Source organism: Streptomyces sp. NPDC040718 (assembly GCF_055593565.1).
On sequence record NZ_JBVIXO010000020.1, the window covers coordinates 1 to 17,757 of the forward strand.

The window sequence follows — 17,757 nt, forward strand, 5'->3', positions numbered from 1 at the left end:
CCCGCGGAGCGGGACCCCAGGCGCTGCGCGCCTGGGAAGCGACCCGCCTCGCTGCGCTCGGCGGCGGGGGGGTGCGCCGCCCAGAGCCCGCCTTCGGCGGGGGGATCCTCCGCTTCGCTCCGGATTGCCCAGGCGCTGCGCGCCTGAACAATGCCCCGCCCCAGTTGCACGGGGGCGGTGGCCGCTGCGCGGCCTAGAACCTGCCTCCGGCAGGGTGTCCTCCGCTTCGCTCCGGACTGCTAAGGGGTGCTATGTGCCTGTCTTGCTCAGGCGCTACAGGCCTGGGCAAGACCTGGCCCGTTCCGCTGGTGGACGTTGTCTAGTTCATAAATGGTGACCGCCTGATCCCCATGAGCGGAGGCCCGCTTCGCGGGTCTAGAGCTGGCCTTTCCAGGCCGGGGACCCTCCGCTTCGCTCCGGGCCTTTCTGCTTTGCTGAGAATTTCTCCGGTCTCTTCGGGACTGGGTTGCTTGGGGGGAAGATGTGAGTGCACAGGGGCACTGTTTGAAAAGGCTGGTCGGTAACCTGGCTTGCATGCAGGATCCGTCCTTAGACGTCGTCTCTTTTGGTGTTGGGGAGAGACCTTGTCAAGAGTGGGGCGAGCTGGCTCAGCCGTTCGTAGTACTGGGCTCCTGCGGGTTCGATGATCTGAGGGATGATCCGGTCCAGTTCGTCGATGCAGGGTTGCAGGATGCGGGTCTGCCGCCGTTTTTCAGCGTAAGAACGCAGCCGGCGGTGTCTGGGTCGAGCAACACCATGGGTGAAGGCCAGGAAGCGTCAGGCCTTGTGTTCGTAGCGGTGGTGTAGGCGTCGGCAGCTGCTCAGCCAGGACCTGGTGCGTTCGATCGTCCAGTGATGCAGGCCCAGTCGTGTGGAGGATTCGATGTCTCTGTGGGCGATTTGGTGCTGAATAGAGCGTGAGTGGATCGGGCGGGTGCTGCGCACCAGAGGCTCAAGCGCCTGGCTGTCGTGGAGGTTCGCGCCGGAGATACCGATGGAGATGGGCGGACTGGTCCGTTAGGTGACCAAGTGGATTTTCGACCTCTCTTACCCCGGTCTACAGGATTCGGAGTGCCAAATGAGACGACATCTCAGGAACAAGGCATATAGAGCTCGCACCGCGGTAGCGAGCTGCCCCTACGTCAGTAGTCGTTGGGGCTCAGCAGTGTGGCACCTGCTTGCTGGGCGGGGTTGGCCAGTTCGGGAACGAGGACCTGAAAGATTGCCGAGTGGTGGGCGTCCAGGGCTGCCGCGAAGTCGGTGACAGCACCGAGTTGGTCCTGGAGGTGGCTGTCGGCACGTGCCTCTGTGCGTGCAGTGCGTGCCGAAGGCTGTTGGAGGAGTCCGGCGGTCAGGGCACCGGGGAGGGTGCCGAGTATGGCAATGACTGAAGGCCATACGGACATCAGCTGCTGGTCCTCTTGAGCAGTCGGTTTCGATGGTGGGTGGAAGGCAAGTACCGGCACGTTTCCCGAACTCAACAGCACTTTTCATGTCGCTGACGAACAACTCCCAGCTCAGAACCACCTGAGGGCTGCTGGAGAACTGCTGGAGACGGAGACCGGGGTGTTAACGGCGTTAATGGTCGATGAGGTCGTGATTCAAAGTGATGTGGGGATAGAGATAGGAATCAGTCAGATTCTGCGCGGTTATGGACACCGTGTCCGGAGGTCGTCGGTGGGGGTGTCCAGGTGCTGTGACGTCAGGAGGTGACGTCTGGGCCCGGGTTGTAGACGGCGTTGAGTACGCGCAGCGCGGCAGGAGACGGCCTATAGAGAGTACGGATATGCGTTGCCGCAGGTCAGAGGGGGTGTGGGGGGAAAGTTATGTCCCCTCAGAAGGGACATAACTCGGGGGATGTGTCGCTGGTAGGGGGACAGAACTCCTGCAAAACGTCAGCGAGCCTGACGCTTTTTGGGCTAAAAAGTCAGGGAGGCTGACGTTTTAGCGGAGATACGTCGGCGAACTGCGCGGGTGCGGGGAGGCGTTGGGTCCGGGGGTCCGGGAGGGGTCGGAGAGGGGGCTTGGCCGAGATGTGTCCCTCCTGGGGGGACACAAGACACGCCGAACGTCAACGAGCGTGACATTAGTGTCACCCTTGTTGACATACTCTCTCTCCAGATCAACGAAGTGGAGAGCATCCTCGTGTCATCAGAAGCACAGCGCCGCCGGCAGAGTCCGTCGCGCGCGCCGCGTCCTGATCTCCCCGTTGATGACGCGATCTCGGCGTGGAGTCAGCCGCTGGCTCCGGTCAAGGATCTGGACAGCCTGGCGAAGCGGTACCCCAGCCGGAAGCTCACGCTGGACGGGGAGCGCAAGCCGCTGGAGTTCTACGGGACGCAGAGTCAGCCAAATGCGTTCTCGATGGACAGCCTCGAGTTCTTCCTGGTGATTGCCCAGTACTTCAGGGAAGCCTTGCCCCTGAGGCTCATCCTGCTGCTGATCGCGTGCCAGCGGGCGGGAGGGCGGATTCCACTTACGCAGGAGGAGATGGCTACGATCCTCGACGTCAGTCGGACAAAGACCTCGGAGGCGCTGCACACCGTCATGTCTCATGGGATCGTCTTCAAGGTGCGGCGGGGTGTGTACCAGTTCAACCCGCCCTACAGTTACCGGGTGGCCGAGTTCATTCCGGGGACGGAGACGGCGGGTGAGTTCGTGAAGGTGGAGCAGCACAGCACCATCTCGCAGATTCGCAGCGACACGAGCCTGCCGGACCTGGTCCGGTTCCCGTCGCTGGACCACATGCGGCAGGCAATCGAGGAACTGCGGGCCGAACGGTCCAAAGAGCGCGCTGCGCGCCGGCTGAGCCGGGCGCAGCGCAAGGAAGAAGGGACAGCTCAGTGAGCACCTTGCGATTCGCTGCGGTCAACGCCGACGGGCTTCTCTCCGACCTGGACCTTCCGCCTGCCGCGTACCGTGTGCTGCTGAAGCTGCGTTCGCTGAGTGAGCCCGGTGGGCGGATCCTCATCGACCAGGCCACCATCGGGGGGTTGCTGGAGCTGAGCAGGCCGAGCGTGAACGCGGCCCTGCGCAGCCTGGAGCTCGCCAAGCTCGTGCGGAAGGTCAGGAACGGGGTGTACCAGATCAACCCCATGCTGGCCGGGTACAACTCCTTCGAGGACGCCGTCGCGGCGGTGAACGAGATGGCCGCGGACGAGCGGCTGGACGCGCGCGGGTACGTCGCCAGTTACCACCAGGCGGTGGCGGAGTACCAGGACCAGTTGGCGGAGCAGCGGAAGAAGCGCGCGGCGCAGGCCGCCGCGAAGAAGGCCGCGGAGTCGAAGCGGCGGCGGACGTTGCACGCTGTTGGGTGAGACAAGCTTGAGGAGGGGCCCGTAGAGGGCTTCTGAGGGTGCCTCAAGAGCTTTTGAGGGCCCCGGGATACCCCGGGGCCCTCAAAGGGTTTCAGGGGCCTGAGGGGGCTTCTGTGGCCTTGAGCGGTGGGAGGTCAGCCAGTGGCCTGTTCGGCGTTCGCGCGGTCCGTGATCAGGGTCAGCACGCGGCCGGCCACGGCCAGGTCCTCGGCGGGGATGTCGGCGTACAGGCGGGCGGCGATCTCGGCCGTCGCGGCGGCGGTGGCCTCGTACAGGTCCCGGCCGGTGTCCGTGAGGTGCAGGAGGGAGTCCTCCCGGACGAGGAGCCCGGCGGCGAGCAGCTCCTCGATGACGGCCAGGACGAGCGGTTCGGTGGTCTTGAGGGAGTTCCGGATCTCGGCGGTCAGTTCGCCGGGCGGGACGGAGCCGCCCGCGACGGTGACGGCCCGGAGCGTGACGCTCTGGTGGAAGGTGATGCCGTGGTGGGCCAGTGCGTCCTCGGCGAGGGTGCGCGCGGCGTGGTGGGCGAGGGCTATGACCCGGGCGTTGAGGGTGGGGGCGGTGGTGGTCATGACTGCTCCTTCTCGTTCTCGTTCTCGTTCTCGGCGGGCGGGTCGAGAGGCGCTGGATCAAGAGGTGCGTCGAGCAGGGTCGCCAGCTCGCGGGTGAACCGGGTTGTGCGGGGGCTGTCCTGGCCGCCGAGTGGTTCGAGGAGTTGGTCCAGGAGCCCTTGGACCGCCTTGACGGCGTGCTTCGTGACGTCGTGGCCCTGCTCGGTGAGCGACAGCCGGACGGCGCGCGGGTCGTCCGGGTCCCGGGTGCGGGCGATCAGGCCGGAGGTCTCCAGGGCTCGGGCGAGTTTGGAGACGTAGAGCGGTTCGAGGCCCGTGTGGTCGGCGAGCTGACGCTGGTTGGGGCGTGTTCCGGAGCGGGACATGCCGTACAGCGAGGCCATCAGGGAGTACTGCGCGTGCGTCATGCCCAGCGGCGCGACCGCCCGGTCGACGGCCACCCGCCACTTCATGGACAGGCGCCAGACCAGGAAGCCGGCCGTGGCGTTCTCGGCTGCTGTGCTCATGGGAAATACCGTACATGGCTATTATGTACATGGCTAGTATTTGGGTGTGGGCCCGCGGGGGAGCTCCGGGGCGGTGCTTCTAGAAGGCGAAGTCGACGTAGTCGATGTCCGTGAACTCGACGAGGAGGGACGTCGCGCGGGCGCCGTTGTCCTTGAAGTAGATCTCCTGGAGGGCCTCGGCCGTGATGTGGCGGAGCTGGGCTTCGGTCGCTCCGGTCTCCTGGGCGGCGAAGAGCCGCTGCGCGTACTCCGGGGGGAGGTGCTGGGTGATGCGGCGCATGCGGCCGTCGTCGGTGGTGCCGGGGGCCGCGGTGAAGCCGAAGCGGGCGCGGGTCTCGATGACGAGTCCGGTGGTGCGGGCCGCCTGTTCGCGGGCGCGCTTGCGGACCAGGGGCTGCCAGCGGCGGCGCACTTCGGTTTCCAGGCGGGCGGCGAGGGCCGGCTTGGGCTGCTTGATCTCGTTCTTCACGTAGCGCTCGACCGTGCGCTGGGAGATGCCCAGGGCGGCCGCCACGGCCTTCGTGGATTTCAGCTGCTTGAGGAGGAAGCGCATCTGGGCGCCCGCGGACTTCGGGATGGGGCGGGTGAAGTGGAGTTCGTCGGCCTTGGTGAGGCTGTCTGAGATGTCGGACATCGGTTACTCGCCGTCTGCTGCCGCGTCGTGGCCCTTGATGTGGCGGGCCGGGTTGAGGTGTTGGTCGAGGAGCTGCACGGCCCAGAGGAGGGGCTGGGTGCCCTCGTGCTTGACCATGCCGGGGCTGACTCCGAGGCGGAACCCGCCCGGGAGGGGCTTGCCCTCGGGGGTGCGGGGGAGGAAGTCCAGCGGGCTGGGGCCGTCGGAGAGGTAGACCGCGCAGTCGGAGAGGACCGCGATGGGGTACAGGCCGGCCTCGGTGGCGAGCTTGCGCATCTTGCGGTGCATGTTGACGCGGGCCGTGGAGATGACGGCGGCGCGGATGTCGGGGCGCCAGGTGGGGCGTTCCAGGGCGGGCCAGGCTTCGCCGGGGCGGTAGGCGGCGCCCTGGGGGCGTTCGCGGAGCTTGCCGATGCCGCCCTTGACCGTCGACTTGATGGCGGAGAGGACCGCTGTGGAGGTGTGGGGGGCGTCCGTCTTGTACGTGGTCATGGCCGTGAGGAACTCGGACTCCGTGAGGGACGGGGTGATGCCGAGGTCGGCCATGGTCGCCATGTAGGCGTCGCGGAGGCGGGTGTACCAGGCGTCGAGGTAGGAGCCGTTGTCCGGGCGGGTCCAGGCCTCGGTGGGGCGGACGTCGTGGCCGAGCTCCTGGGCGTAGGCGAGGGTCGGGGTCGCGTACCAGGCGGGGCCGGCGGGGGGCTTGCCGTCGGGGGTGAAGGGGCTGGGGAGACGGGGGTCGAGGGGGAGGCCGGAGAGGTCGGCGAGCCAGCAGCCGGGCAGCTTCGGGTCGAAGCGGGGGGCGGTGGTGTGGACGGCGGGGCCGATGCCCACGGTGAGGCGGTTCGCGGCCGCGGCGAAGGCCATGTTCACGTCGATGCCGACGGCGTGGGTGCGGGCGCACTCGGCGTCGGTGAGGAGCTCCGGGTCGCGGATCCAGTCGTACGCCTCCTCGTCGAGGACCTCGTCCGGGGTCCGCTGGTGTGCGCGGGGGTAGAGGGCGGCGACCACCGGGTGCTCGTCGGGGGCCTCCGGCGGGGCCGGGTCGACGGGGCGGGTGAGGGAGCCGGGGACGGGGGCCGACTCCCAGGTGTTGGTCTGGGGGTTGCGGGCGGCGCGGGTGGGCGGGCGCAGGGCCGTCATGAGTTCCAGGCCGGTGACGGCGGTGGAGCCGCGGGGGGTGAGGACGCGGGCGGCGTAGGCGGTGAGCAGCTCGGCGAGCTCGGGGGCGGGGAGGTCCGCGGTGTCCTCGCCCCAGGCGCGGGGGTCGAGGGCGCCCCAGGGGAGGACCGCGAGCTGGACGCACTGGCGGCCGGTGGTGGGGGAGGCCGGGCGGTAGATGCGGGGCCAGGGGCCGAAGCCGCGGCGGGTGAGCTGCCACTTGGCCTTGGTGAGCTGCTTGATGACGGGGTGGTTGTCCGGGAGGCGCAGGGCGCGGCGGTCTTCGAGGATGAGGGGGAGGCCGAACTGTTCGGCGGCGGGGGCGGTGAGGACGAGGAGGGGGTCGCCGTCCCGGCCGTTGCGGTGGAGGCGGGGGGCGTGGAGGTCGGCGTCGGGGCCGAGGGCCCAGGCGACGAGGGCGGGGAGGCCGGAGGTGGGGTGGGGGAGGAGGACGCCGCCGGCGGCGTGGGCGTGGCCGGTGCCGTCGAGGACGGCGAGGGGGCCGTTGCCTTCCAGGGGGGCGGGCTGGGGGGCGGGGCGTTGCGCTGGGCGGTGGGGGGTGGGGGGATGGGCGTTAACGCCGTTAACGCCGTTGACGGTGGACGGGGGTGCGGGGGTGGGGGTGGGCTCGGAGGACGGGACCGGGTCGGCGTTAACGGCGTTAACGGTGGGAGCGGCGGCCGGGGGCGCGGCGTTAACGGCGTTAACGGCGTTAACGGTCGGGGTGGCGGTGGGTGAGGCCGGGGGCTCGGCGTTAACGGCGTTAACGCCGTTGACGGGGGTCGGGGGGTGCAGGGCGGCGAGGCCTTCGAGGAGGCGGGCGTACGCTGCGCGCTTGGGGGGCCGGGGGGCGGTGCGGCCGGTCTCCCAGGAGGTGACGGTCTCGCGGCGGACGGAGAGGGCCTTGGCGATCTGGTCCTGGCTCAGGCCGGCGGCCTCGCGCAGGCGCTTGCGCTCGTCGGGGTGGGGGAGCCCGTCCTGGGCGGCCGCTTCTTCGAGCAGCGCGTCGACCGCTGCGAAGAGGGTGGTCTGTTCGTTCGTCTCGCTCATCGGTACTACCTCCAGGAGCACCATATGTGAATCGCACGCTTGAACGCACATGAAACGCACGTGGGGGCGTTAACGGCGTTAACGCCGTCAGCGCCCCCGGCGTGGGTGCGGCAGCTCAGATGCGCTGCATGAGGAGTTCCGTGACGGCTTTCAGGTCGTCCGGGGTGAGGTGGGCGGTGAGGGCGTCCGCGATGGTCTCCGGGGAGTGCGTGGAGATCGTGATGCGGGGGGTGACGGCGGGGGCGGGCGTGGGCGTGGGGGCGTTGACGGCGTTAACGCCGTTAACGGTCGGGGGCGTCGGTCGGGTGCGCTGGCGCGGGGGGTTGACGGCGTTGATGGTCTCCGCGGCGGCGGCCGTCTGTTCCTCGTGGGGGAGGCGGCCGATGCGGCGGGCCGGCTCGACCTTGAGCTCGCCCGTCTCCACCTTCTCCTGGAGGTCGGGCGTCAGGTTGAGGAGGGTCAGGCGCTGGGAGACCCAGGCCGGCGTCTTGCCGATCCGCTTGGCCACCTGGGCCTGGGAGCCGTGGACGTCGACCAGTTCCTGAAGGGCGCGGGCCTGGTCCATGGGGGCCACGTCGACGCGGTGGACGTTGGCGATGAGCGCCGATTCGAGGATGTCGGCGGCCGAGGCGGACAGGGCGTCGTTGACGTGGATGTGCATCGTCTTGAGCCCGGCCAGCTGGGCGGCCGCGAGGCGGCGGTTGCCGTCGATGACCACGTACGGGGCGCGGCCCAGGCCGTCGGTCTGGCCCGGGTGGGCCTCCATGAAGGCCAGCCGGGTCGCGACCGCGAGGGGCTGTAGCTGGCCGCGTACGGTCAGGGACTGGGCCAGTTCGTCGAGGTCGGTGAGGTCCTCGCGGAGGTTGAACGGGTTGTGGGCGAGGGCCTCGATGGGAACCTCGGAGGGCGGGACGACGCCGGAGGTGGGGGCGCCGGTGGCTTCGGCGATGGCGGCGCGGCGGGAGCTGACGCCGACGGGCTGGGCCCGTGCGAACGACGCCGAGACACCGAGCTTGTCGGCCTTGCTGCTCATGAGATCTCCCGGGCGAGTGCGCGCAGGGCGACGGCCTGGTCGCCGTTGGGGGCGTAGACGAAGAGGGGCTGCTTGAGGCGGACGGACTCGCGCTGTTCCTTGAGGTCGGGGACGATCGCCACGACCCGGGGATCCTTTATGTCCATCCAGGCCTGGAGGGACGAGGTCGCGATGTAGCCGCGGCGACCGTCGTAGAGGTTCACGACCAGGCCGAGGTAGTCGATGTCGAGGCTGAGGTCGTCGCGCAGGTCGTTGATCTGGGAGGTGAGGAGGTCGTACGCGTCCGCCGAGGAGTCCTCCGCCTGTACGACGATCAGCGCGCCGGAGGCGCCCGGCTGTTCGGTGTCGCGGCGACGGCCGTAGTAGATCGCCGCGTCCATGCTGAGGCCGAGGCTGGGCGGGCAGTCGATGAGGATGACGTCGTAGTCGGACTCGACGGGGGTGAGGGCGCGCTCGAGGGCGGCCTCGCGGGCGCGGACCGTGGAGAGGCGGACGTCGAGGAGGAAGGCGTCCGTGCAGGCCGGCAGGAGGTGGAGGCGGTCGCCGAACCGGTCGTGCTCGATGGGGGCGATGAGGTCCCGCAGGGGTCCCTTGGCTTCGCCGGCCATGTGGCAGGTGAGGCTGTCGCCGCCGATGGGCAGCGGCTGCTGGCCGAGCTGCTTGGTGAGGTGGCCCTGGGGGTCGAAGTCGACGAGCAGGACGCGCATGCCCAGGCCCGGGAGGTCTTCGAGGTCGAGGGGGGAAGTGGCCGGGTGGCCGGCGTCCGCCTCCTCGGGGGTGGTGCGGCGGGCCAGCTGGCGGGCGACGCGGACCGGGTGGAGGCTCGCCGGGTCTTCGGCGAGGGCTTCGGCGGTGCCGGCGGTGACGGCGGTCTTGCCGACTCCGCCCTTCTGGTTGCAGACGACGATGCGGCGGACGACGGAGGGCCGCTTGACGGTGGGGGCCGGGTTCAGCTCCAGCCAGAGGTGCACCGCCTGGGCGAGACCCTGGATGAGGGAGACGCCGCGGTCCTTGGAGTCGGCGCGGAAGGACTCCCACTGGCCTGCGGGCAGCCAGGTCGAGAACGACTCGGCGCCGGAGGTGTCGACGGGGGAGGGGGCGGAGGCGAGGGCGCTCCAGTGTGCGATGCCCTGGTGGACGGCGTCCTGGATGTCGACCCGCAGTTGGGCGGTGCGGATCTTCAACTCCTGGCGGAGCCACGGGGGGAGCTTGGAGACGACCTTCTCTCGGTCGTTCGGGGACGAGGGCGAAGTCATGAGAGGGACTTTACTAACGTTCTTGGGTCGGCGTGGGCGCCACGCTTGGGTTTTGCTAACGAAATGGGTGTCGGGGCGTCCGGGTACGCGACAGGGCGGCCTCGCACACGCCGTAGCGAGCACCCCCGTGGTCCACCACGGCGTGTGCGAGGCCGCCCTGGACGCTTCGTCAGCCGACCGGGACGGGGGCCTGCGGTGCGGGCAGACCGAGTTCGGCGCGGCAGGAGGCAGAGCCCGCCGGGTCGAAGAGGGGGATGCGGAGCGCGGGCACGATGCCCGGGAGGAGGTAGTTCCACAGGTCGACGACGCGGGCGTGCAGGTCCTCGCGGTCGGCGCGGACGTGCGAGGTCACCTGGACACCGGTGAACGAGCCGACGAGGAAGGTCGAGAGGTCGTACACGTCGAGCGAGGGCAGGATGTCGCCCCGCTCCTGGGCCGGCGTCAGACAGCTGCGACAGGTCTCGATCCACGTGTTGTACGGGGACGGGTCCGGGCTGGTGAACGAGCCGAACTCGATGACCAGGCGGATGCCTGCGCGGATGCGGACGTTGGTGCGCAGCCCGAAGGCCATCTGGTGGGTGAGGTCGATGACCGTTTGGAGGCCCGGGTCCTCCAGGACGGGGACGTCCTCGGACACCTGGAACTGCTCCTCCACCAGGGTGCGGGCGAGGGCTTCCTTGGAGGGGAAGTGGAAGTAGAGGGCGCCCTTGGTGACTCCGGCGTGTTTGACCACGTCGCTGAGGCTGGTTCCGCCGAAGCCGGCGCGGTCGAAGGCGACGGCCGCGCCGTCGAGGATCGCCTGCCGGGTGATCTCGGCCCGTTCCTGCCTGACCCTCGCCACGTGTGTCTCCTGCTGCGGTTGCGTCCGGTGATACAGGGGCAATCTAGTGGGATTTAGTCAAAGAAAACCAGTCGACAAGTACTTTTCCAGACGTATGAGGCTGCGCTTGGTTCCTGGTTGGGGTTTTTGTGGTGTTGCCGTTTGGTGGATACGGCTCTGCTTCACCGTTAACGGCGTTAACGCCGTTAACGGTGACGGGCTAGAGGTGCGTGCCGCCCGACGCGTCGAGGCGCTGGCCGGTGACCCACCGCGAATCGGCTGATGCGAGGAAGGCCACCACGTCGGCTATGTCCGAGGGCCGGCCGATCCGGTCGAAGACGGACATGGCGGCCAGGCGTGCCGCGCCCTCGGGCGTCGTACGGAGCTTCGCGTTCATGTCGGTCTCGACGAACCCGGGAGCCACCGTGTTGACGGTGATGCCCCGGGGGCCGAGCTCCTTGGCCAGGGAAAGGGTGAGGGTGTCCATCGCGCCCTTGCTCATGGAGTACACGACGGACTCCGGGTAGGACATGCGGGTGGCGGCGGAGGAGATGTTGATGACCCGGCCGCCCGCCGGCATACGGGCCAGGCCTTCCTGGGTGACGAAGAGCAGTGCTTTGACGTTCACCGAGAGGATCCTGTCGACCAGGTCCGGCGTCACCTGGTGGATCCGCGCCGAGCCGCTGACCGCAGCGTTGTTGACGAGGATGTCGAGCTCGGGGGCCATGCCCCGCCGGGCCAGTTCGGAGTCGAAGGCGGCGTAGAGGGCCTGTGCGTCGCCGTCGGCCCCGAGTTCGCTCCGCAGGGGGAAGGCGTCCCCGCCCGCGGCCCGGACGGAGGCCACGACCTCGTCGGCGGCATCGGCGTTCCGCCCGTAGTGGACGCCTACGAGGGCACCGTCGGCGGCCAGACGCTCGGCGATCCCGCGCCCGATGCCGCGGCTGGCGCCGGTCACCAGCGCGGTTCTGCCGGACAGCGGCCCGCGGACCTCGTTCGCCGGGAGGAGCCGGGCCGGTTCGGCGGCGGGGGAGGGCTGCTGCGGGGCGAGGGGCTGGGAAGCAGATGAGGTGGTCAAAGTGGGGCCCTTCTGGACCGGGTCCGGGGAGCTCGCGGGTGACTGTCCGACTGATTGTCACCCGGCCGGTACGCACGGCAGTCGGCGGCCGACGCATACGATCGCGACCGTCCGAATTGTTCTGGGGAAGGATTGGGGTACTTGATGAGCGACCCGCAGAGGCTGGTGATCACCGGCGCCACCGGGTTCATCGGTTCGGCCGTAGTGGCCGAACTCGCCCGGCTCCGGGGCGGGTCGGGGGCCGGTTCCCCGAACCTCGTCGTGCGGGCGGTGGGTCGCAGCTCCCCGCAGGCAGCGGGCCCGGTCGACGAGTGGTTCCAGGCGGACCTGTCCGACCCGGGGTCCCTGCGGGGGTGTTGTGAGGGGGCGGACGTCCTCGTCCACCTGGCCTCGCGGATCGGATCGGACGAGCGGGAGTGCAGCGCCGTCAACGTCCAGGGGACCGCGGCGCTGATGGCGGAGGCGGCCGGCGTCCGCCGGATCGTCCACCTGTCCACCTCGGCCGTCTACGGGCAGGGGCCACACCGGGGGATCGGGGTGGACGCCGTCGCTCCGGCGCCCGTTTCGCCCGCCAGCCGTTCCCGGCTGGCGGGCGAAGGGCCCGCGCTGGCCGCAGGGGCGGTGGTGCTCCGCCCCGGTCTGGTCATCGGCCCCGGGGACCGTTGGGTGGTCCCCGCTCTGGACCAGCTCCTCGCATCCACCGGGGCGCTGTGGGAGGGGGCGAGGGCCCTGCTGTCGGCGGTGGCGGTCGGGGACCTCGCCCGCCTTGTCGCCCGCCTCGCACTGGGCCGTGGCCCGGCGGGCGGGACGGTCTGGCACGCCAGCCATCCGGTGCCGGTGCGGGCCGCCGACCTGGTGCGGGCGCTCACCGACCGCGGCGTGCTTCCGCCGGTCGAGGAGGACCTTCCCGAGGCGGAGTTCCTGGAACGGATGGCGACTTCGGGCTGCCGGGTGGGCGCGAGTCAGTTCAGGCTGGTGGCGCAGGACCACTGGTACGACAGTGCCGGGATCTGGAAGGCGGCCGACTGCCCGCCGGGGCCCGGTCCGCTGGCGCACTTGGACGAAGCCGCCTCCTGGTACCGGGAGTACCTGGCCCGCGCCTGAGCGGGCGGGGCCGGTCGCCGGAGCGGGGCGCGGCGTTGACGGCGTTGACGGCGTTGACGGTCGGGAGGGCGGCGGTGTTAACGCCGTTAATGGGGGAGGGACAGGGGGAGGGTGGCCGTCGTACGGCCCGCCTTCAGCAGCCAGGCCAGGCCGCGCGGGTGGCGCAGGAGGGTGTTGCGCAGGTGCAGGCCGAGGTTGGTGGAGGGGGCGAGGAAGGGGCCGGTGCGGTCGCCGCCCCGCCGGCAGGCCTGGGCGTAGGGGCGGACGAGGGACTCGTAACGGCGGAAGGCGGCCCGGGGGTCCTCGGGGGTGCGGGCCAGTTCGGCCGCCATGACGTACGCCGCCACGACGGCGGTGCCGGTGCCCATGCCGCCGATCGTCGCGCCGCAGGCGGCGTCCCCCAGGAGGGCCGTCCGGCCGGTGGACCAGGTTCCGACGTCGGCGCGGCTGATCGAGTCGAAGTAGAGGTCGTCGGCGGCTGCGAGGGAGTCCAGGAGGTGTCCCACCCTCCAGGGCAGGCCCGTGAAGGCGCGGGTGATGAGCGCCTTGTGGGCGGCCGGGTCGTGGCGGGCGTACGACAGCTCGGGTGAGGTGAAGAGGAAGAAGGCGCCCGCCCGGCCGGGCTCGGCGGGTGAGGCGGCGACGGAGGCGAGGCGGCCGCGGGCGTTGAAGCCCACGGAACCGGGGCGGGTGGGGTGGGCCCCGCCCGGCAGGCTCCAGGTGGCGGCGTAGTAGCCGAGGTGGGATACGTAGCGCTCCTCGGGGCCGAAGGCCAGCCGGCGGACGGTCGAGTGCAGGCCGTCGGCGCCGACGACGATGTCGAAGGTGCGGGGCCGGGAGTGGCGGAAGGTGACGTCCACTCCGGTGGGGGTTTCGGTGAGGGCGGTGACCGAATCGCCGAAGAGGTACTCGGTGGAGCCGCGGGAGGCCTCGTGGAGGATGCGGGAGAGGTCCCCGCGCAGGACCTCCACGTCACCGCCCGCGAAGGCGGCGGGGAGGTGGAGGAGTTCCCGGTCGTCGGCGTCCACGAAGGTCATCGGGGTGCCGCCGGTCTGGACGCGGCGGAGCTCGTCGAGGATCCCCATGCGGTCGAGGACGTGGAGGTGGGTCTCGCCGCGGAAGTCGACGGCCCGGCCTCCGGGGCGCGGGGCCGGGGCGATCTCGACGACGGTGGGGTGGAAGCCGCGGCGGGCGAGCCAGTGGGCGAGGGCGGGGCCCGCGATGCCCGCGCCGGATATGAGCACGGTTCTGGTGGTGGGCATGGGTGACTGCGTCCTTCGGGGGTGTGTGGGCGTGGGGCGGCTTACTGTGTCTGGTGGATGCTGTTTCTTTGTGTACGGTAGACGCGGTTTTGGTGCGACGGCAAGGGGATCCGGTGGCGGACGGGCAGTGGGCTGCGGCGGTGCGGTTGTTGTGGGGGCCGCCGGTGACCCCGGCGCGGGGGCCGCGGCGGGGGTTGACCCTGGAGCAGATCGCGCTGGCCGGGGTCGGGATCGCCGACGGCGAGGGGCTGGCCGGGGTGTCGATGCAGCGGGTGGCCGGGGAGTTGGGGGTCACCAAGATGGCCCTCTACCGGTATGTGCCGGGCAAGGCGGAGGTCGTCGCGCTGATGGTGGAGGCCGCGATGCCGGATCCGGCCGGGGAGCTGGACGCCGCCTTGGCGGTCGCCGGCGACGGCTGGCGGGAGCGGCTCGGGGTGTGGGCGCGGGAGCTGCTGGCCGGGTTCCGGGCGCATCCGTGGCTGCTGGACGCGACGGTGGGGGCGCGGGCGTTGGGGCCGCGGGAGGTCGGGTGGCTGGAGCGAGCGCTGGCCGCGCTGGAGGGGTGCGGGCTGACCGGGGCCGAGGCGATGGACGCGGTGGTGCTGGTGGCCGGACACGTGCGGGGGATCGCCGAGCAGGAACGGGCGACGGGTGGCGCCGGCGGCCCGGACGAGGAGCTCGGGGCCGTGCTGGCGGAGGTCGTGGGGACGAGGGGCGAGGAGTATCCGGCGCTTGCCGGAGCGCTGGCTTCCGTCGCCGCGCACGGGGGGCAGGACCAGGCCCTGGAGTTCGGGCTGGAGCGGATCCTCGACGGGGTCGGGCTGTTCGTGGAGCGGCGGACGAGCTCCTGAAGTCGCACGCCCTCTGGTTCTGGGCCCGGACGGCCGGGCCGGACTGGGCCGTGTCAGGGGGAGTGCGTGCTGTTCGTGTGGTGGGCGGCGGCGGAGGGGCGCGGTGCTGGTGGGGGCGCTGATGAACTGCCGGGGGTGGCGGAGCTGGTGGTGCTGAACGTGGGGCCGGGGGTGGTCGGGGTGGAGCTGTTCACCGTCCTGGTGCTGATGGCCCTGGTGACGACCGCTGCGACGGGGCCGGTGCTGCCGGCGCTGGGCGCGCGGGGGCGGGAGCCGGGGGCCGGGCGTTAACGGCGTTAACGCCGTTAACGGTGCCGGGGGTTGGGCGGCGCGGTGGGCCCTGGGGCGCGTGTCCGCCGTTAACGCCGTTAACGGCGGACGGGGAGGCCGGGACGCAGGCCGTTGGCGTTAACGGCGTTAACGCCGGGCGGTGGCTCCGCCGGGAGTCCGGTCCGGCTCTGGTGCGGGCGTCGACTGTGGCCCAGGATCTCGTACCCCTTGGTGTGGGGCGACCCGCGGATGCGGCGAATGCGGTGTGTGGAGCCCCTCATGGTCAAGCAGGAGCGTGCGTTACGCACGCGCGAGTCTCTCGTCCTCGCTGCGGCGGAGGTGTTCGCCGCGCAGGGCTTCGCCGCCGCGTCGATCGCCGCGATCAGCGAGCGGGCCGGAGTGACCTCCGGCGCGGTCCAGTTCCACTTCGACGGCAAGCCCGCCCTCGCCCGGGCCGTGGAGGCGAGGGCCGCGCGGGCGCTGCAGCGGATCGCCGAAGCGGAAGGCGAGCCGGAGCGGGCCGGTGCCCCCCTGAGGGTGCTCGTCGACGCGACGTACGCGCTGCTGGAACTGCTGGCCGCGGACGCCGTCGTACGGGCCGGGTTCGCGCTGGGCGCCGACGCGGCCCACCACAGCCGGGTGGATCTGCGGGGGCAGTGCCGTCTGTGGGCGGAGGAGCTGATGGTCACCGCCGACCGGGCCGGGCTCCTCGCGGAGGGATTGGCCCCGCAGGACGCGACACGGGTGGTGGTGGCCTTCACGGCAGGGCTTAAGGCGTTGGGGGCCGTGGAACCGGAGTGGACTCCCCGTCAGGCGCTGGCCCGGATCTGGACGGTGGTGCTGCCGGGGATCGCACCGGACGAGGCGGCGACCAAGGGGCAAGAAACAGACTGAATGGTTTGCTTTTCGGGCCCCAATGGGTGTTATATGACCCCTGTTGTGAGGCGGCTGAAGGGCTCCAAACTGTCGTGGGTGTGCGAGCTGCTCGCAAAATCCCAGGTCAGTGGAGATTTCTGGGTGGCGCCGAGATTTTGTCAGGCTGAAAACTGCCTGGCCGGTTTGGCATTGACAAACCGTCCGGCCTGTTTTCTACTGACTCTTGCGACCTCATCCAAAGGACAGGGGAGTACGACGTGGACATCGATGTACTGGGCGCACTCGCCGTGCGGGAGAACGGGATCTCCATCACGCCCACCGCCCCCAAGCCCCGGCAGGTCCTGGCGCTCCTGGCCCTCCACGCCGATCAGGTCGTGCCGGTGTCGGCGCTGATCGAGGAGCTGTGGGGGTCCATGCCGCCGCGCAGCGCACGCACCACCCTCCAGACGTACGTACTCCAGCTGCGCGCGCTCATCGCGACCGCCCTGGAGGGGAGCGACGACGAGGACCGCACCCCGAAGGACGTCCTCGTGACGCTGCCCGGCGGATACCTGCTGAACAGCGACGGCGGCACCAGCGACGTCCGGGAGTTCGACCGGCTCGCCGGGATGGGCTACCGGGCGATGGACTCGGGTGACCACCCCGTCGCCGCGCAGCGGCTGCGCGAGGCGCTCGCCCTGTGGTCGGGGCCGGCCTTCGCCGACGTACAGGGCGGGGTACAGCTGGACATGGAGACGCGCCGCCTGGAGGAGACCCGGCTGTGCGCGCTCGACCAGCGCATCGAGGCCGACCTGAAGCTGGGCCGCCACCGCGAGCTGCTGGCGGAGCTGACGGTGCTGGTGAGCCGGTACCGCACCCACGAGAACCTGCACGGGCAGTTCATGCTCGCCCTGCACCGCTCGGGCCGGCGAGGCGAGGCGCTCGACGTGTACCAGCGGCTGCGCGCCACGCTCGTACGGGACCTCGGGCTGGAGCCGTCCACCGCGCTGCGCAGGCTCCAGCGTTCGATCCTGATGGCGGGCCCGGAAGGCGTGGGCAAGCCGGCGGCGGTGGCCGGGGTGGGCACCGGGCCGGTACCGCGGGCCGAGCGGCTCGTACGGGCCTGACCCGCGCGGCCGGCGCCGGGTGCGCCGGTCAGCGGAAGTGCAGGGACGGAGCGGGGGCGAAAGGGAGACGGAGCGGTGCAGGAGAGGTCGGAGCGGACCCGCAGGCGGTTGGTCTTCGCCGGGGCCGAGTTGTTCCACCGCAACGGATACGCCAACGCCACACTCGGTGAGATCGCGGGTGCGGCGGGGGTGACGAAGGGGGCGTTGTACTTTCACTTCGCCTCGAAGGACGAGCTGGCGGACGCGGTGCAGCAGCGCGGCTGCGGTCTGCTGCACGATGCGGTCCGGGGGCTGCGGGAGGGCGGAGCCTCGCCCTTGCAGGCGCTGATCGACACGACGCACTGGCTGGCGCGGACGCTGCACGAGGATCCGGCGATCCCGGCGAGCTTCCGGATCACCAAGGAGTGCGCGGGCCACCAGCCGGCCGCGGTCGACTTCCACGGGGCGTGGCTGTCGGCGGTGTGCGACCTGCTGCGGATGGCGCGGGACGTGGGAGAGCTGCCGCTCGACCGGCCGGCCGTCGGGGTGCCCGACGGTGCGGAAGAGGCCGCATCGGCCGCCGAACGGTGGGAGAGCGCCGAGGCGTTGGTCGCGGCGGCCGTCTGCGGAATCGAGGTGCTGGCCGGGACGGGGCTGTCGTACGAGGAGCTCCAGCGGAAGGTGGCGGCCCTGTGGGGGCTGCTGCTGCCGAGCCTGGTGGGCGCGGAGCGGGTGCGGGAGTACCGGATCGCTGCCGTTTCCACTGGCGTTCGGCAGGCCGGCGGGGAGCGGAGTTACGAGTTCCTCGGGAGCGCGGTCTAGCTGGGTCGTGCCTTTTTGGATCAGGCGGGATCGGCCCGCGGTGCCAGGCGGCGCGGGCCCGGC

Annotated in this window: 17 protein-coding genes and 1 pseudogene; 8 read left to right on the plus strand and 10 right to left on the minus strand. The window is 70.7% G+C overall.

Annotation, left to right across the window (positions count from 1 at the left end; all coding sequences use genetic code 11):
- Positions 1-780 precede the first annotated feature (780 nt).
- Positions 781-1,070: pseudogene (locus tag ACZ597_RS32375) on the minus strand (transposase family protein); the annotation flags it as partial.
- A gap of 1,060 nt (positions 1,071-2,130) precedes the next feature.
- Between ACZ597_RS32375 and ACZ597_RS32380 the strand changes: the two are divergent.
- Both ACZ597_RS32380 and ACZ597_RS32385 read left to right on the plus strand, forming a co-directional pair.
- On the plus strand, positions 2,131-2,847 hold the full coding sequence (locus ACZ597_RS32380; RefSeq protein ID WP_042811490.1) for a hypothetical protein: 717 nt from the start codon (positions 2,131-2,133) through the stop codon (positions 2,845-2,847).
- Entirely contained in the window at positions 2,844-3,317 is a 474-nt protein-coding gene (locus ACZ597_RS32385; protein WP_123996001.1) for a helix-turn-helix domain-containing protein, read from the plus strand. The genes ACZ597_RS32380 and ACZ597_RS32385 overlap by 4 nt, the downstream gene beginning before the upstream one ends.
- A gap of 134 nt (positions 3,318-3,451) precedes the next feature.
- Here ACZ597_RS32385 and ACZ597_RS32390 read toward each other — a convergent pair whose 3' ends face one another.
- From ACZ597_RS32390 to ACZ597_RS32425, 8 genes are all read right to left on the minus strand, one after another.
- A complete protein-coding gene (locus tag ACZ597_RS32390) occupies positions 3,452-3,889 on the minus strand; it encodes a MarR family winged helix-turn-helix transcriptional regulator (protein WP_471338290.1) in 438 nt (145 codons plus the stop codon).
- Positions 3,886-4,395 carry a MarR family winged helix-turn-helix transcriptional regulator gene (locus ACZ597_RS32395; protein ID WP_471338293.1) on the minus strand — a complete coding sequence of 170 codons (510 nt, stop codon included), beginning with the start codon at positions 4,393-4,395 and terminating at the stop codon, positions 3,886-3,888. The genes ACZ597_RS32390 and ACZ597_RS32395 overlap by 4 nt, the downstream gene beginning before the upstream one ends.
- Positions 4,396-4,474: 79 nt before the next feature.
- Complete coding sequence (gene tpg / locus ACZ597_RS32400; RefSeq protein WP_331719143.1) at positions 4,475-5,029, minus strand: telomere-protecting terminal protein Tpg; 555 nt, start codon at positions 5,027-5,029, stop codon at positions 4,475-4,477.
- 3 nt (positions 5,030-5,032) lie between these two features.
- Complete coding sequence (gene tap, locus ACZ597_RS32405; RefSeq protein ID WP_471338297.1) at positions 5,033-7,240, minus strand: telomere-associated protein Tap; 2,208 nt, start codon at positions 7,238-7,240, stop codon at positions 5,033-5,035.
- A 115-nt stretch (positions 7,241-7,355) separates the two neighbouring features.
- Positions 7,356-8,273: a ParB/RepB/Spo0J family partition protein gene (locus ACZ597_RS32410; protein ID WP_471338301.1), complete on the minus strand. Its 918-nt coding sequence runs from the start codon at positions 8,271-8,273 to the stop codon at positions 7,356-7,358.
- A complete protein-coding gene (locus tag ACZ597_RS32415) occupies positions 8,270-9,529 on the minus strand; it encodes a ParA family protein (protein WP_471338305.1) in 1,260 nt (419 codons plus the stop codon). The genes ACZ597_RS32410 and ACZ597_RS32415 overlap by 4 nt, the downstream gene beginning before the upstream one ends.
- A gap of 169 nt (positions 9,530-9,698) precedes the next feature.
- Positions 9,699-10,370: a ScbR family autoregulator-binding transcription factor gene (locus tag ACZ597_RS32420; protein WP_471338308.1), complete on the minus strand. Its 672-nt coding sequence runs from the start codon at positions 10,368-10,370 to the stop codon at positions 9,699-9,701.
- Between the two features lie 199 nt (positions 10,371-10,569).
- Positions 10,570-11,325: an SDR family oxidoreductase gene (locus tag ACZ597_RS32425; protein ID WP_471338544.1), complete on the minus strand. Its 756-nt coding sequence runs from the start codon at positions 11,323-11,325 to the stop codon at positions 10,570-10,572.
- 243 nt (positions 11,326-11,568) lie between these two features.
- On the opposite strand from ACZ597_RS32425, the gene ACZ597_RS32430 reads away from it, so the two are divergent.
- Positions 11,569-12,528 carry an NAD-dependent epimerase/dehydratase family protein gene (locus ACZ597_RS32430; protein ID WP_471338312.1) on the plus strand — a complete coding sequence of 320 codons (960 nt, stop codon included), beginning with the start codon at positions 11,569-11,571 and terminating at the stop codon, positions 12,526-12,528.
- Positions 12,529-12,614: 86 nt separating this feature from the next.
- On the opposite strand, the gene ACZ597_RS32435 is transcribed toward ACZ597_RS32430, so the two are convergent.
- Entirely contained in the window at positions 12,615-13,790 is a 1,176-nt protein-coding gene (locus ACZ597_RS32435) for an FAD-dependent monooxygenase (RefSeq protein WP_471338315.1), read from the minus strand.
- Positions 13,791-13,903: 113 nt separating this feature from the next.
- On the opposite strand from ACZ597_RS32435, the gene ACZ597_RS32440 reads away from it, so the two are divergent.
- The 5 genes from ACZ597_RS32440 to ACZ597_RS32460 all read left to right on the plus strand — a co-directional run bounded on the left by ACZ597_RS32440 (position 13,904) and on the right by ACZ597_RS32460 (position 17,694).
- Entirely contained in the window at positions 13,904-14,641 is a 738-nt protein-coding gene (locus ACZ597_RS32440; protein WP_471338318.1) for a TetR/AcrR family transcriptional regulator, read from the plus strand.
- Positions 14,642-14,707: 66 nt separating this feature from the next.
- Positions 14,708-14,932, plus strand: coding sequence for a hypothetical protein (locus ACZ597_RS32445; protein ID WP_471338321.1), 225 nt, complete (start codon positions 14,708-14,710; stop codon positions 14,930-14,932).
- A gap of 258 nt (positions 14,933-15,190) precedes the next feature.
- Positions 15,191-15,805 (plus strand): TetR family transcriptional regulator, encoded by a 615-nt coding sequence (locus ACZ597_RS32450; RefSeq protein ID WP_471338324.1) that lies wholly within the window; start codon positions 15,191-15,193, stop codon positions 15,803-15,805.
- A 239-nt stretch (positions 15,806-16,044) separates the two neighbouring features.
- A complete protein-coding gene (locus ACZ597_RS32455; RefSeq protein WP_471338326.1) occupies positions 16,045-16,893 on the plus strand; it encodes an AfsR/SARP family transcriptional regulator in 849 nt (282 codons plus the stop codon).
- 75 nt (positions 16,894-16,968) lie between these two features.
- Entirely contained in the window at positions 16,969-17,694 is a 726-nt protein-coding gene (locus tag ACZ597_RS32460) for a ScbR family autoregulator-binding transcription factor (RefSeq protein ID WP_471338328.1), read from the plus strand.
- Positions 17,695-17,757 lie beyond the last annotated feature (63 nt).

Bases quoted from the DNA above. Each gene is read 5' to 3' on its own strand.
- ACZ597_RS32410 (WP_471338301.1), bottom strand. From the start codon at position 8,273: ATGAGCAGCAAGGCCGACAAGCTCGGTGTCTCGGCGTCGTTCGCACGG.
- ACZ597_RS32395 (WP_471338293.1), bottom strand. From the start codon at position 4,395: ATGAGCACAGCAGCCGAGAACGCCACGGCCGGCTTCCTGGTCTGGCGC.
- ACZ597_RS32430 (WP_471338312.1), top strand. From the start codon at position 11,569: ATGAGCGACCCGCAGAGGCTGGTGATCACCGGCGCCACCGGGTTCATC.
- ACZ597_RS32415 (WP_471338305.1), bottom strand. From the start codon at position 9,529: ATGACTTCGCCCTCGTCCCCGAACGACCGAGAGAAGGTCGTCTCCAAG.
- ACZ597_RS32435 (WP_471338315.1), bottom strand. From the start codon at position 13,790: ATGCCCACCACCAGAACCGTGCTCATATCCGGCGCGGGCATCGCGGGC.
- tpg (WP_331719143.1), bottom strand. From the start codon at position 5,029: ATGTCCGACATCTCAGACAGCCTCACCAAGGCCGACGAACTCCACTTC.
- ACZ597_RS32390 (WP_471338290.1), bottom strand. From the start codon at position 3,889: ATGACCACCACCGCCCCCACCCTCAACGCCCGGGTCATAGCCCTCGCC.
- ACZ597_RS32450 (WP_471338324.1), top strand. From the start codon at position 15,191: ATGGTCAAGCAGGAGCGTGCGTTACGCACGCGCGAGTCTCTCGTCCTC.
- tap (WP_471338297.1), bottom strand. From the start codon at position 7,240: ATGAGCGAGACGAACGAACAGACCACCCTCTTCGCAGCGGTCGACGCG.